Origin of the sequence: Wolbachia endosymbiont of Trichogramma pretiosum, from assembly GCF_001439985.1 — a bacterium.
Classification (GTDB): Bacteria; Pseudomonadota; Alphaproteobacteria; order Rickettsiales; family Anaplasmataceae; genus Wolbachia.
The window spans coordinates 864413-879461 of sequence record NZ_CM003641.1; the positions used below are offsets into that span (position 1 = coordinate 864413).

The following is a 15049-nucleotide window of genomic DNA, read 5'->3' on the forward strand; positions in this document are numbered from 1 at the left end:
CCTTGTAATGGCAGTGAATGGTGGAGTTTGTCAAGTAAGTTGTTTCGTTTTTACCTTCAATAAAAATTTGCACGCAATAGCACAGAAGCATACGTTGCTATTGCCTCATTTCTGCCAATAGAACCTAATTTTTCCGCTGTGGTTGCTTTGATACTTACGAATTCACCATTAATTTCTAATATTTTTGATATGAATTCCTTCATTCCTGCTTTGTAAGGCAATATTTTAGGCTCTTCACAAACTATAGTAATATCTAAATTAGACACGCTATATCCTTTTTCCTGTGCTTTTTTAGCAGCAAAGCCAAGAAAATGAGATGAATTGCAATCCTTCCATTTAGAGGAATTAGGAGGAAAATGTTCTCCTATATCGCCACATCCTAGTGCTCCGAGTATTGCATCAACGATTGCATGTATTGCAACATCACCATCGGAATGTGCCTCTATTGCCATATTATGCTCAATTTCCACACCGCAAATTTTTATAAAGCTCTTAGCATCATTTTGAATTTTAACAAATTTATGTATATCATAACCGGTTCCGACACGGAATTTTGGCTCTCCAAAGAGAAGTTTTGCCATATTGATATCCTCTTTTGTAGTTAACTTAAAATTCTTTTTCTCACCTTCAATAATCGCAACATGTTTTTTATGCTCCACTATTAGTGATGAATCATCAGTAAATTCTTTGACTGATTGATGGCACGATAATAATTCTCTGAAATTAAAAATTTGAGGAGTTTGCATGGCTCTAAGTTTTTCTCTTGAAATCGTGGATTTAATGAAATTATTACTCACCAACGATATAGTATCCTCGACTTCTATTGCTGGAACTACTCCTGTATATTGACCATTAATCATAGATTCAATCAAGTTGTTTATTAGAATATTTGATACAAAAGGCCTACAAGCGTCGTGTATAATAACAAAATCTGGATTGATCTTTTGCAAACTCTCCAGTCCAAGTTCAACTGAACTCTGCCTGCTTTTTCCTCCACATACTGGACTCAGCAATTTAGTATCTATAGTTGATGACGTAACTTCTTTATAGAAATCTTTTTGACTTTCATTCACTACCACTCTTATGTAACTTATGTGCTGATTAGCTAAGAATTTCCTAATTATGTGAAATAAAACGGACTTACCTGCCAATTTTATATACTGTTTAGGGGTTTTGGCATTGCATCTACTGCCTACTCCTGCTGCAACTATTAATGCTGCTATCTTGTATTCCTCAAGTCTGTTAGTGTACATGCTTACCATTTTCGTTGTTAATACTAGTTATCTAGCATTTTAAAAAAGTTGATCCAATTCTCAAAAAAGAATATTCTTTTACTAGGTGTAATATATGCTAGAGGAAAATAATACACGTTGCTAATTATAATAAAGAAAGTGAGGTACATCTTATATTTTTCATGGAATAGGTGATAATTATAAGAATGTTGCCAGATATATACAAGATAGATCTACATATCTCCATAGGTCTAATTTTCACACTCATGCACATAAACACCCAATTGCATTTCAAAACTATATAACTTATGCAATAGCTAGTTTCTTGTTTTTAGGAACATCAATACTATTACCAACTTTAATATTACTTACTAATCCAATGACATCTAGGACAGCAAGCTTAGCCATCTTAGCAGCTTTAACTTGCACCTTTTTATCTGTACCACCACTCATGATTACGTTTATAAATAAGAATCAAAGCTTGTCTCAGCCTTCAGTAAAAGAAATTAGTAAATTAATTGACAATGGTGTGAAGCCTGAAAACATTATACTTCTTGGCCATTTCTTTGGAGGAGCAATTGCATCAGAAGTGCTGAAATATTTTACAGACAGAGATATTAAGCTCGGAGGTATTATTTTTACCATCACTTTTAGCTCTTTTTACAATTCAATAAAGCATTTTCCAATTTCTCAGACAAAAATTCTAATCATACTACCCTCTTGTTTGTTAAAAAATTCTTAAGGTCCTAAATTTAGACTTTTATATAGTAAGCAATATACAAAAGCTACAAAAATGATATATTAATAGCGATCATTAATCATGAAAGAGATATCTTAATACCATATGCTGCAAAATTAGCAAAAGGACTAGAAGATAATCAATCGTTAAATAAAAACTTGACCAAAATCGTTAATTTGAAAAGCTTTGAATATGACCCGCACAACGGAGTTTTATCTGGTTGTGAATTGGATGAAAATTTAGCTGATCTGATACTTAATAAAACAATGCATAGATAGTACTTACAAAAAACTGTATATTTTTTTGGTAAATTGACTATGTTAGACATATGCAAAAACGTCATATAACTATTTGTTGTGTACTACTTTTTATAATGGGGACATTGTTTTTGATGCGTCCTATAATTGCTCCGTGTCTAACATCCGTTTTTGTTGCACATTTGTTTAACCCTCTAGTAACCAAGTTTGAAAAATGCAGAATACCGCGTTCATGTTCTGTATTTTTTATAACACTTTCCTTATTGATAGCTTTTATATTAGTTATTACATTTGTTTTACCTATTATATATTTTCAAATTACTTTAATATTAAATTTCTTAGTCAATAAGATACCTTCACTAAAACTTAAAGTGATTCCTTCTGTGCTAGAATTTCTTAATATAAAAACTGAAGATAGTTTATTTGATCACTTGTCTAAAAATCTAGTAGAAAATTACAGTGATTATATATCTTATTTTATAAATGCTCTTAGCATGGGCAGTAATCTTATAATTCAAGTACTAAGTTCAAGCTTTAGTTTGATTTACATGGTATCATTAATAGCTATTACGCTTATGGTGTTTTTTTATGTATTACGTGATTGGCCTTCAATTGTAGAAAAGGTTAGTAAACTAATTCCCATTCTTTACAGAGAAAAAGCTGTAGGTTATTTTTCTAAAGTAGATTTCATTATATCTAATTACCTAAAGGGACAGCTAAACGTATGTATAGTTATGATGATCTTTTACTCCGTGGGCCTTGGCATAATTGGGCTGAAACATTCTGTAGCTATTGGAATTTTATCAGGGACATTAACATTTATACCCTATATAGGGCCATTATTATACACTATTATCGGATTTTTGAGCGCCATTACTCAATTTAGTGGATGGTTTGAAAGTGCTGCTGTCTTGCTATTATTTAGTGTTGGTCAATTAATAGATTCAAGCATATTAGTGCCTTTATTAATAGGAAAAAAAGTTCATATACATCCAACTATCATTATTTTAGGAGTTGTCATATGCACCTCATATTTTGGGTTTATAGGTATATTATTTTTTATTCCAATAATAGCAATGTTCAGTGTATTAGTAGAATATACAGTTAATAAATATTTTGAAAGTGATCTTTATAAAAATGGCTAATTAGTTCACGATAAAAAGAAAAAGGACCTCTGATACATTTGAGAGATGTAAGTAAATTTTTATGCAAAAATTATTATCAAAAAGTAGTAATGTAAGAGGCTTTACATGCAATTAAATTTATTTAACAATAATCAAGTTGATTACTGTTGGCAAAATTATATCGTCTTAGACGAAAACAAGCACATATATAACTCGATAATTAATGATTTATCTTGGAAATGCTTAATTCTGTTTGGGCCTAAAAACTCTGGGAAAACTCACCTTGCTCATATCTGGCAATCAAAAAACGATGCTATTTTCATTGATGTAAATAATTTTGTAAGCGAAATAAGGTACAGCGATTCGTTTATTTTAGAAGATGTACAAAACATTAAAGATGAGGAAATGTTATTACATTGTTATAATTACATGAAAGAAAATGATAAGAGACTGCTAATTACTTCTTCGATTTTACCGAAAAAGCTTAATTTTAAACTAAAGGATTTAAGCTCGCGAATATTATCAACTATCAGCGTAAAAATTTTACCTGCAAGCGAGGAATTATTAAGAATTATGCTAATAAAACAATTTTCAGATAAACAGTTAAAAATTGATCTAAAGGTAATTGATTATATTCTAGCAAGAATAGAACGTTCTTTCCACAGCATTAATAAAGTTATAGAAAAAATAGACAATGAATCTATGGGATCAAATTTAACCATTCCTTTTATTAACACTTTATTAAAAAAAAGTGCCAATTGATTGCTTTTTTTTGTAAAGTGTTTATTCTATATATTGGATATTTATTAGTACCCATACAATAATGAAGTTGAAATCACTTTTTCTTTTATGTTAAAACTATGATAAATGCTGTGATGTAATAAGAATAAACAGACATAGCTAAGGGATATTTTATACGATAGTAAAACTTCCTTTATAGGATGTTTTTTATAGATTTGATGTTATAATTAAAACATGGTAAAGATAAGATCAAATTTAAAAAAAAGGTTAAAACAAAGGTTTGTAGTACTTGCTTTATTGATAAATGCTTTGCTTATCTCATATTTTCTTATAAAAAAGACAAAAAATACTTTCAATCAAATTGTAGTCAAAGAAATAAATATAGGAGCAGATAATGAAAGATAAACAACTACAAAATAAAAAAGAGAATCTTTACATAACGTATTACATAGATACTTTGGTTTCCGAAAAATCTTCTACACAAAATACTTTGGAAAGTTATCGTTCAGATTTACACCAACTTGAAAAATTTTTATTAGAAGGAGGCACTACCCTAGTTGGTGCAAGTAAAGCTGATATTAAAGGTTATGTAAACTTTTTACATACACGAAATAAATATAAAACTAGCTCTATATCAAGAAAAATATCTGCTATCAAAAATTTCTATAAGTGCCTATTTAATGATGGAATAATAGACTTTAATCCAGCACCGGCTAGTGATAATGAGTTAAGAAATCCAAAGGTTTCCCGTCCTTTGCCTAAGCATTTAAGTGTCCAAGAAATATTTTTGCTCATGGAAACAGTAAAAAAATCAGCAAGAGGATCGAATAAAAAGATAAGCAGTAAAAGGCTATGTGCAATTTTAGATATCCTTTACTCTTCCGGGATGCGTATTTCTGAACTAATTAATATGAAGTTATGTGAAGTATCACATTTAGTAAACAGTAAAGGTAAAGAAGGCTATATAATAATAAAAGGAAAAAGTGGTAGAGAAAGGCAAATCTTTTTTAATGAGCAAGCATTGCAAAGCCTTCAAGATTATTTATCAATTCGTGACAATCTGCTCCCTAACAACAAAAAATCTGATTGGCTATTCCCAGGTGATAAACCTAATAAACCAATTACAAGACAAAGAGTTGGTCAATTAATAAAGGAATTAGCGAGAAAGTGCGATATTGATGAAAATAAAATCTCTCCACATGTGGTCAGGCATTCTCTTGCTACCCATCTACTGAATAGCGGAGCAAATATTGTGCTGATACAAAAAATTCTTGGCCATACTAATCTTTCTACAACACAAATATATACTCATATTGCTAACGAAAAGTTAAAGGACAAATTAGCTGATTCTCATCCTATTACTCAGATGATAAATAATTAAACTTATTGCTTTTAGTTTTGTAGTAAAGTTAACTTTAAGTAAGTTTACGTATGTTTGTGATTGCAAGTTTATTGTTTAATTTATTCCTTATATTATGGGAAGTATTCTATACTTTAATTACTCTCCCTGTAATTTTCTTTCCTGAGTGTGTAATAACCATTTTCCTTGTTTACTCGGTGAGAGTTGTATTATTCATGTTGCGTTTATTATGTGGCATTAAATATGAAGTGAGGGGAATGGAAAACATTCCTAAGCAACCTTTTATAATTGCATCTAAACACCAATCTCCATTTGAAACATTTATTTTTATACTACTCTTTAGAAAAGCAGTTTTTATTTTAAAACGTGAATTAAAATGGATTCCATTCATTGGTTTGCATCTCATGGCGTTAAAAATGATTTTTATTAACCGCTCAGATGGTATTAGTTCTGTGCGTCATATCATGAAATTAGCAAAAGTGTGTATAAAAGAAAATAGAGGCATAATAATATTTCCTGAAGGTACAAGAACAACTATAAACCAAAATATAAAATATCAATCGGGTGTTGCTGCTTTATATAGCGTATTATCTGTTCCTGTTTTACCGATTGCTTTAAACACTGGTTTGTTTTGGCCAAAAAACATACTTTCTCTGAGAAAGAATCCCGGAAAGGCGGTAATAGAAATATTACCTCCCATATATCCTGGGTTAAACAAAAATGCATTCTTGCAAAGTTTAGAAAAAATCATTGAAGAAAGAAGTAGTAGATTAATTGCAGAAAAAACTGATATTGCAAATTAACAAAAAAACTTTATAATTGGGAGAAAAGTACAGGTATTAATATATGGCGAATCATAAGAGTGCTAAAAAAATGATGAAGGTAATAGCAAAGCGTACTTTAGTAAATAAGATGCGAAAAAGCAAAACTCGTACTGCTATTAGAAGATTAGTTGATATAATCAAGTCTGGTGATAAAGACAATGTTGTCTTGGCATTTCGGAATGCTGAATCCAATTTACACAAATGTGTAAATAAAGGTGTCATTCATAGGAATACTGCTGCGCGTAAAATAAGTCGCTTAAATGCAAAAGTAAAAGCATTGATGACCGCTTGATACGGTTAATGTGAAGTTAGCTGTATTAATATATAATCTTCAGTTTGTATATTTTGTATAAAATTAAGTAACTCAAGTGATGGATAAAAAAGCATTATTGGAACTGAGTAATGGGTCAAAGATTGATCTGCCCGTATTAAGTGGAACAGTAGGTCCTGATGTGTTAAATATTAAGGATTTATATAAGAAGACAGGATTATTCACTTACGATCCAGGATTTGTTTCCACAGCTTCATGTTCTTCTTCAATTACATTTATTGATGGAGATGAAGGAGTTCTTAAATATAGGGGACATAATATAGCTGATTTGGCAGAGGATAATAATTTTACTGCTGTGATTTATTTATTGCTCTATGGTGAATTACCCAGTTCAGAGCAACACAAAAAATTTCTTCTCAAAATACAAGAATCATCCAAAGTATCAGAGCAAGTTACAAATGTAATCAAAGCATTTCCAAAAACTGCTCACCCTATGTCGATTTTAGTTGCATGTTTTGCAAATTTGTCAGCGTCTTACCATGAAATGCATGGCAAAAATGTCAATGGTGAAGATTTAGATTTTGGAATTTCTGCAATAGCAAAAGTTCCTACAATTGTAGCAATGATTTATAGACATATCAACAATCAGGAATTCATAAATGCTAATAATAAATTAAGTTATAGTGAGAATTTCTTGAATATGATATTTGGTAGTGCTGTTAATAATACCCTTTTTGTAAAAGCACTGGATAAAATATTTACTCTCCATGCTGATCATGAACAGAATGCTTCTACAGCAGCTGTCAGATTGGTAGGATCAGCCGGTTCTAATCTATTTGCAAGCCTGTCTGCAGGAGTTGCTACACTTTGGGGTCCAGCACACGGTGGAGCTAATGAGGCAGTTATAAATATGCTCAAAGAGATAGAGCAAAGTGGAAGTGTAGATAGATTCATTGAGAAAGCTAAAGATGATAAAGATCCATTTAAGCTAATGGGATTTGGGCATCGTGTTTATAAAAACTATGATCCGCGTGCGCTTATATTAAAGGATGCTTGTCATGAGATTTTAAGCAAACTAGAGCAAAACAACGAATTACTTGAAATTGCAAAAAAACTTGAAGAGATAGCTTTAAAAGATGAGTATTTTATTACACGTAAGTTGTATCCAAACGTTGATTTTTATTCAGGAATAATAATGAATGCTATTGGTATCCCTTCCAGTATGTTTACACCCATTTTTGCACTTGCGAGAACCACTGGTTGGGTTGCCCAGTGGTATGAAATGGTAAACGATAAAGAAACCAAGATTTGTAGGCCAAGGCAGCTCTACCTTGGCAAATAAACCTTCATTCACAATTCGTCCTCAAATAGTCTAATTTTCTTTGGCTATAAAACACAACAAACTGATTTTTTACTAGTTGATGTCCGCTTTTTTGAAGAACATTGGTCAGGCTGTGATACAGAAGGTTGGTTAAATTTTGTTTTGGGCTTATTAGGAGAAGATCGTGCTGAAGAACGGAGAAAGCCACTATCTTTATCCGAAGCATCATCCCTACTTTTACCTTCAACATAGTGGTCGACCCTAAAGAATTTGCTTGAGTTTCCAGTATGTGACTTACCTATAACTGAACTATCAGGTGAATCAACAAAACCACTATCTACACTTGTATCTGCACTTGGTTTATCCGTCTCTACTTTTTCTTCAGAAGGGGCAAGAGTTTGTGGTTTCATAGCTGGCACACGCGCAGGATCAATGGAAAGTTTATAATCCTCATTGATTACAGAGCTTTCCATGACTTTATTCATTACACAGTAAGCAATGTCTGGATTAGCACAATCTATTGCATATATTCCTTTACCATTAAGATCTAGCTTTGATAGCACACTCTCGTCAATATAATCTTCCATATTATTTAATACATCCATGCCAAATATCTTATTAAGATGATCAACCTCCTCTTTTTCTAAAAGAATAAGATGATCATCATCATACTGAAAAGCAGGGATTAAAATCGACTTTTCTCCTTCGCTCAGATAGTCAGGGCGTTCTTTATCAGAGCAAGGGACACGCATTGTAGTATTAACTGACCTGACTGCTTTGCGACATAAATCAATGAGCGAAAATTTTCCGTCTACAAAACGTGGATTATCATCATTTGAAATTTCAAAAACACGATACTCAATCATTGAGATTTCTCTTACAATATTGTTAATGAACTGAATCTCATCAAAAACGTTTGACTTTATACGTATCTCATTATCCTTGATTTCTAAAGCTTCCTCAGGATGCTTCCTATACTCTCTTATCTTTGATAACAATGAATCTTTAAACATGTCTTGTAATTCCCTACCATTGGAATCAAAACGTATAGCATATAGGTAATTTTTTCTATCCCTAACTTCTAACTCCTCCCCCCAATACTTATCCATAGAATCTGGATATTTTTCTACTAAATAGTTCTTTCGACTATGTACAAATTCATTGGCTATCAAACATTTTAAGTTAAAAACCACCTTATTATCTATTGGTATTGAAAATTTATATCTCCCTTTATCTTTTTTTAGAAGCTTTTTATCACCTTTAAAAGGAAAAGAATCCATATCAAAAGACAATCTAGCTACATCATACCTCTCGCCTTTTTCATATTCTCCATAATGCTTATCTACTATACTTTCTTTCAACTGACTCAGGTATTTCATGCATTTCTCTTTATTCATGTTTTCATCAAATGAGATAACTATATGATCCCTACAAGAACCTTTTTCTACGACCAGATTAGTAGCAATAGCATTATTATAGTGAAGAATAACGTTAAACGCTCTTACTAATTCTCGATTTATTTCACTTTTATTAGGCATAACACCACCCCCTAAATTAAATTAACATAATTACTTACTACTAGCTTGACCACTAGATTGATTTTTCTTTCTTTCCTCTTCACGTTTAATCCTGTCTCTAAAATCATCTATTGTAACATTTTCACCCCTCAAATTTTTCAGATTAATCTTTCCTCCTCCTGGAGCAGTATTATCAAATACTCTTTTTCCTGAATCATTGTTACCATGCATATCAACCTCTAAATTAAATTATTATGTAACGAATATATTAAGAATCAATTGTCAGCACAAGCAATTTTTTATATAAATTTTATTCACCATTTTTATACTCCTGGATTCCAGTCTGGGATGACAAGAGAGGAGGTAATGGAATAACACCTTTCCTTATTGACTTAAGTCGCAACTGTACAAACATTCCAATATGGCACATCGTTGGCACTGCCTCCCATTCAAGACCATACGTGTAAAGTTAAGAAGAAGTGAGGTAAAGTTGGTGTAAAGAAAAGAAAAAGAAGATATAAATTCTTCTAAATTTAACAAACAAAATGGAGAACTTATACAATGAAAAGAATAGTTTGCATCTCAAAAAAGCTCAAAGAATTTTTTAATGAAAAAGCAGATAAAATCTCAACCACAACAGGATTCATAAAAAGAAAGAGGAAGCTAAAAGGCTCATCGTTTGTAAAAGCCATAGTCTTGGGTAATATAGGGATTGATAATTGTAGTATAGAGATAATTTGTTAATTATTGAGTGGAGACTCGATAAATATAACAAAGCAAGTTCTGGACTTTAGATTTACCAAGGAAGCAGTGGAATTTATGAAAAGAATGTATAATGAGTCTTTAGTTTTATTTAAAAATAGCTTAAAAGGTTGATTGCAGAACTTTGAAGCACTTTAGAAGTGTTAAGCTATTGGATAGTAGCTATATCAGCCATACCTAATGGTATGGAAAATATATATAAAGGTTATGGTAATAGCTACAGTAGTTATGAAAGTAATACTAAGTATGGAATAAAGTTACAATTAGTTTTTGACTACCTAACCCAGACATTAGAGCAGCTTAATATAACTGAGGGAATAAGGTCAGATCAGTTGTATAGAAGACATTTAAGCAATATATCGAGCAACGATTGACTAATATCTGATTTGGGTTATTTTGTGCCAAGTTCCTTTAAACAAATCAATGAAGCCGGAGCTTATTTTATAAGTCGTTATAAATCTGATACCACCATATATGGTATATAAACAAATCAAAAAATAGAGTTATTAGAATGTTTAGAGGATAAATTGTTTCTAGAAAATGAGGTGCTGTTAGGAAAAGAAATAAAAATTAAAGTGAGAATTATATGTCAAAAATTAACTGAAGAACAGTCTATAATTAGAAGAAGTGCTAATAGGTTAGCAAAATCAAATGGATATACATCTTCTCAAAAGAATCAAAAATTGCTGGATTGGTTAATATTCATAACTAACGTTCTAGAAAATAAAATTAGTGCTGAGCAGGTATTAATAATTTACCGAGTAAGATGGCAGATTGAATTATTATTTAAATTGTATAAGAGTCACATCAGGCTTGACGAATTTAAAGGAAAACCATACAGAGTATTATGTAAACTATACGCTAAATTGCGCGCAATTATTATATTTCATGGAATGGTTGGTTGTACAGAACTAAAAAAGGGTACAGAACTTAGTCTAATAAAGGAATTTATTGAGCTTAAAAGGCAAGTTAGAGAGCTATTCTTAACATTAAATTGTGTAGTCAGTAAGATACAAATTTTCCTCAAAAAAAAACTCGCCTCAACCTGGTCAAAATTCTCCTTAAAAGACAAATATAGAAAAACAAGAATATCAAATTTGAGTGCACTAAATTTGCTCATTTTCCCTTAACTTGACGCGTATGGTTTATAGAATAGGAAAAAGCAAAGTGTACAAATGAAGTAGCTGATAAAGTTGTAGCTACTGCTTTATCTGCAATTTTGATACAGCCAACAACTAGTGAGCAGGAAGGTTTCATTTCTAACTAGAACTTTTCAGATAAATACTGAGTGAGCATTTCAATGCCTTCATCAATCTCTTTTTCAGTGATAATGAGTGGAGGCAAGATTCTTAGAACATTATCTGATGTTACTCCAACAGTAAGTAAACCACGTTGACTTAGCTCTTCTGCAAATTTTTGGTTATTCATTTTTACTTTTATTCCTAGCATCAACCCCTTCCCTCTCACTTCTTCTATCATTGGAAACTTGCTTGCTAAGTCCTCTAGTTTATTTTTTAAATACTTACCTCTAACTTCAACATTTTCTAAGAAGCCAGGGCTGAGCAATTCATCCAATACAGCGTTACCTACTGAAGTTGCAAGTGGATTACCACCAAAAGTAGAACCATGCATACCAACCGCCATGTACTTAGCAACTTTTTCAGTTGCAAGACAAGCCCCCAGAGGGAAACCTCCTCCTATTCCTTTTGCAAGAGCACATATGTCAGGCTTAATTCCTATGTGTTCATATGCAAATAACTTTCCTGTCCTGCCAGCACCGCACTGAACGCAATCAAAAAATAGCAGTATGTCGTTTTCGTTACATAGTTCTCTTAGCTCTTTCATGAAGACTTCACTCATTACTTTAATACCACCTTGTCCCTGTATTGGTTCTATTAATATAACACCTATGCCATTAGAAATTGCTTTCTTTACACTCTCAATATTGGGCTCTATGTTATCACACCAGTCAATATAAGGATTCAGTAATTCAGAAAATTTCTGTCTATCGTTTGTTGCACAAGTTAAAAATGTCCTTCCATGAAATGCACCATGAAATGTTAGAATTCTATAGCGATTTTTATTACCTTTTCCATTTTGATAGGCCCTAGCGATTTTAAGTCCACATTCCACTGCTTCTGATCCAGAATTTGCAAAAAATACAGTATTAGCAAAGCTGTTGTTTATTAAATTTTCTGCAAATTTGTTGGCAGTAGATATATTATAGGTATTTGATATATGCCATAGTTTTTCTGCTTGTAATTTTAGGACATCAGTTAATCGTGGGTTGGCATGACCCAAACTGCTAACAGCTATTCCAGAGTGAAAATCTATATAGCGCTTATTATCGATATCATACAAGTAAATACCTTTGCCATAAGAAAAATTTATGTTAGTAGAAGAATAAACTGGCAAGATAGGAGAAATTGTCATAAAAGTATGATATGCTAATTTTTTATTAATACCATAAAAGACTTTATTTCACAATGAGAAGAATATGTATAAATTAAGTAAATTAATGTTTACTACACTAAAAACAAATAGAGATACAAAAATTATCTCGCTATTCTTAGTAATTTTTGTGGTTTTATTGGGCACAACATATCGCAATTATTCATTAAAGAGTAATTTTCTTTCTTTTTACCGTGACTCAAATGCAAACTTAAAAGATCTATTGGAAAATAGTATAATAAAAAAACATCATTATTTACTAATAGAAAAACATCATATTAAGTATAGCAGTTTTGATTACATGAACCAGTTGGTAAAATTGCGTGCTGAATTGTTACAATCAGTAAGCAAAATAAGAAATTTTAGCTTAATACTGTATGATCAAAATGCCAGAGTAATTTTCAGTAGTTTTAATACTCAAGGTCATGACTGTGAGCAGTTGCTTACAAATGATGAAATTGATAAATTGCTAAGCAATCAAGAAATATTTTACGCTACAGGGAATACATTAACCTCTACTTTCCCTATATTTTATGAAGATGACATTAAGCCTTCATTTTTTTTGAAGATCATTCAAAGCTATAATGACTCTTATATTATGGTATATAGTCTATTTTCAATATTAATTGGCTTATTACTGGCTATCGTAATACTAATAATGCTTTATTTGCACTTTTCCAACACCCAAATGCTAGCTAAGCAGCATAAAACTAATATTGAATTACAAAGGGTTAAAGAGGCATTAGAGCAAGAAAACGCAAATAAGATAAAATTTTTTGCAAGTGTTACACATGAGTTGCGTACACCTCTGAATGCTATTATTGGATTTGCAAAGTTGATCAAAAATGAAACTTTAGGTTCGGTAGATCACTCTGAATACAAGGAATACGTAGACGATATATATAATGCTGGTACACATTTACTTGCTTTGATTAATGATGTACTCGATTTTTCTAAAGCTGAATCAAGTAGTTTAACAGTAGAAAAAGTGAAGTTTAATCTGAATAAGATAATAGATTCGTGCTTAAAAATGTTATCACCTAAACTAAAAGAAACAGGTATTAGTTTAAAGAAAGATATATCTGATAAACAATTATTAGTTATCGCCGATCCAAAAAGAATGAAGCAAGTTATAATAAATTTGTTATCAAATGCAATCAAGTTCACTCCTCAAGGTGGTTTAATAAGAATGATTATTAAAGAGAATATAGAAAAAAATTTATTAACTATTGAGTTTCATGATAATGGAATAGGGATAATGCAGCAGGACATATATAAAGTTATGTCCGTTTTTGGCCAAGCAGATTCGGGATATAGAAACGAAGGCACAGGTATCGGATTACCTCTAAGCAAGAAACTAGTAGAATTAATGGGTGGGACTTTCAACATTCAAAGTAAAGAAAAACTTGGTACTACAATAACATTGAGCTTCTTTTATGAAGAGCAAACATGTGAAAAGTTGATTGATTTTTAGTAAAATATATTTGATATTGCACTTTTATATCTAGTACATTCCCAAGTCATACTGATGTGATACCTCTTGGCTAATAATAAGTAGCGGAATGTAAGTAAATTAAACTTTTTTAGCTGTACTTCCTGAAAACACTTTATAATTCTTGAGCATAAAGAGAATTCCTTTAATAATGAAGCATGCTAATCAGGAACTTAATAAAACAAGCAACTCAAGTAGGAAATAGTGAAAACGTAATACAATATGTCAAATATCTCTATCAATTTGAGAAGTTTAGAAATACATTCAACCTTACTTTGTCACTAATAAAGCAAAATAGACTCTCGTTTGAAATATATCAAGAAGGATTAGTGAATATGGAAGAGGGAGTGTGTAAGACAATTCGTTCTTCTGGTTTAAATAAGTATGTTATTGTGCTAAGAAGGTCAAATCCTTACATCATAGTACATGAACTTTCACATATGGTTGAAAATGAACTGAACTTGAGCTTAGAGCAAGAATTTCTCTATAAAGTTTATCAGGATATTGAGCAGAACTTAAAGCATTCAAATATGCTGGTACAAAAAATTATTGGTCAAATTATATTTGAAGAGATACAAGCTTATCAAACTCCAAAATCACACGTGTCTGAGTTATTCGCACGCTATTTTGAGCTGTTTGCTTGGGCTCAGGAAGTTTATCCTAAAGATAAAGAATATCTAATTCGCACTCAAGATTTAAATAAAGTATTTCTTGCTACCAAACAATGGAAAAAGAGCTACCTGAATCTAGAAATAATAGAGAGAATAGATAAAGAAGTAAAGGAATATAGCGATAAAACTGCCTTTAAAGATATAAACAAAGTACAGAGCAGCTGGACTAACAAATTTTCTTCTGGGAGTAAAAAAATTGGTTCTATATTTGGAGATGATAATTAGCTTAACAGAACAAAGTTCACTTCTTAAACATTTCAAGTTACAGTTCTCACAATTAAAGAGTT

Annotated in this window: 12 protein-coding genes and 2 pseudogenes; 10 read left to right on the forward strand and 4 right to left on the reverse strand. The window is 31.3% G+C overall.

Going from position 1 to position 15049, the window contains the following annotated elements; all coding sequences use genetic code 11:
- Nucleotides 1-56: 56 nt before the first annotated feature.
- Nucleotides 57-1262, reverse strand: a complete 1206-nt coding sequence (locus wTpre_RS04245; RefSeq protein ID WP_068652217.1) for a bifunctional 2-C-methyl-D-erythritol 4-phosphate cytidylyltransferase/2-C-methyl-D-erythritol 2,4-cyclodiphosphate synthase — start codon at nucleotides 1260-1262, stop codon at nucleotides 57-59.
- Nucleotides 1263-1363: 101 nt separating this feature from the next.
- On the opposite strand from wTpre_RS04245, the pseudogene wTpre_RS07525 reads away from it, so the two are divergent.
- From wTpre_RS07525 to wTpre_RS04280, 7 genes and pseudogenes are all read left to right on the forward strand, one after another.
- Nucleotides 1364-2249, forward strand: a pseudogene (locus tag wTpre_RS07525) (alpha/beta hydrolase family protein).
- 50 nt (nucleotides 2250-2299) lie between these two features.
- A complete protein-coding gene (locus tag wTpre_RS04255; protein WP_068652220.1) occupies nucleotides 2300-3373 on the forward strand; it encodes an AI-2E family transporter in 1074 nt (357 codons plus the stop codon).
- 105 nt (nucleotides 3374-3478) lie between these two features.
- The gene (locus wTpre_RS04260; RefSeq protein ID WP_068652222.1) at nucleotides 3479-4114 is read left to right on the forward strand and encodes an HdaA/DnaA family protein; all 636 of its coding nucleotides are present in this window, start codon (nucleotides 3479-3481) and stop codon (nucleotides 4112-4114) included.
- Nucleotides 4115-4487: 373 nt separating this feature from the next.
- Nucleotides 4488-5474, forward strand: a complete 987-nt coding sequence (locus wTpre_RS04265; protein ID WP_068652224.1) for a tyrosine-type recombinase/integrase — start codon at nucleotides 4488-4490, stop codon at nucleotides 5472-5474.
- Between the two features lie 56 nt (nucleotides 5475-5530).
- Complete coding sequence (locus tag wTpre_RS04270; protein ID WP_083495783.1) at nucleotides 5531-6256, forward strand: lysophospholipid acyltransferase family protein; 726 nt, start codon at nucleotides 5531-5533, stop codon at nucleotides 6254-6256.
- A gap of 43 nt (nucleotides 6257-6299) precedes the next feature.
- A complete protein-coding gene (rpsT, locus tag wTpre_RS04275) occupies nucleotides 6300-6569 on the forward strand; it encodes a 30S ribosomal protein S20 (RefSeq protein ID WP_068652228.1) in 270 nt (89 codons plus the stop codon).
- 79 nt (nucleotides 6570-6648) lie between these two features.
- Nucleotides 6649-7890 (forward strand): citrate synthase, encoded by a 1242-nt coding sequence (locus wTpre_RS04280; RefSeq protein ID WP_068652230.1) that lies wholly within the window; start codon nucleotides 6649-6651, stop codon nucleotides 7888-7890.
- 44 nt (nucleotides 7891-7934) lie between these two features.
- Here wTpre_RS04280 and wTpre_RS04285 read toward each other — a convergent pair whose 3' ends face one another.
- On the reverse strand, nucleotides 7935-9407 hold the full coding sequence (locus wTpre_RS04285; RefSeq protein WP_068652232.1) for a hypothetical protein: 1473 nt from the start codon (nucleotides 9405-9407) through the stop codon (nucleotides 7935-7937).
- Between the two features lie 30 nt (nucleotides 9408-9437).
- Complete coding sequence (locus wTpre_RS04290) at nucleotides 9438-9617, reverse strand: hypothetical protein (RefSeq protein WP_068652234.1); 180 nt, start codon at nucleotides 9615-9617, stop codon at nucleotides 9438-9440.
- 330 nt (nucleotides 9618-9947) lie between these two features.
- Here wTpre_RS04290 and wTpre_RS04295 point away from each other — a divergent pair.
- Nucleotides 9948-11278: pseudogene (locus wTpre_RS04295) on the forward strand (IS4 family transposase).
- A gap of 133 nt (nucleotides 11279-11411) precedes the next feature.
- On the opposite strand, the gene wTpre_RS04300 reads toward wTpre_RS04295, so the two are convergent.
- Nucleotides 11412-12581: an aspartate aminotransferase family protein gene (locus wTpre_RS04300; RefSeq protein WP_068652236.1), complete on the reverse strand. Its 1170-nt coding sequence runs from the start codon at nucleotides 12579-12581 to the stop codon at nucleotides 11412-11414.
- 64 nt (nucleotides 12582-12645) lie between these two features.
- Here wTpre_RS04300 and wTpre_RS04305 point away from each other — a divergent pair, with 64 nt between their 5' ends.
- Together wTpre_RS04305 and wTpre_RS04310 are read left to right on the forward strand one after the other, a co-directional pair.
- Nucleotides 12646-14073 carry a sensor histidine kinase gene (locus wTpre_RS04305; RefSeq protein ID WP_068652238.1) on the forward strand — a complete coding sequence of 476 codons (1428 nt, stop codon included), beginning with the start codon at nucleotides 12646-12648 and terminating at the stop codon, nucleotides 14071-14073.
- A gap of 176 nt (nucleotides 14074-14249) precedes the next feature.
- Complete coding sequence (locus wTpre_RS04310; RefSeq protein ID WP_068652240.1) at nucleotides 14250-14987, forward strand: WD_0702 family putative metalloprotease; 738 nt, start codon at nucleotides 14250-14252, stop codon at nucleotides 14985-14987.
- Nucleotides 14988-15049: the final 62 nt, after the last annotated feature.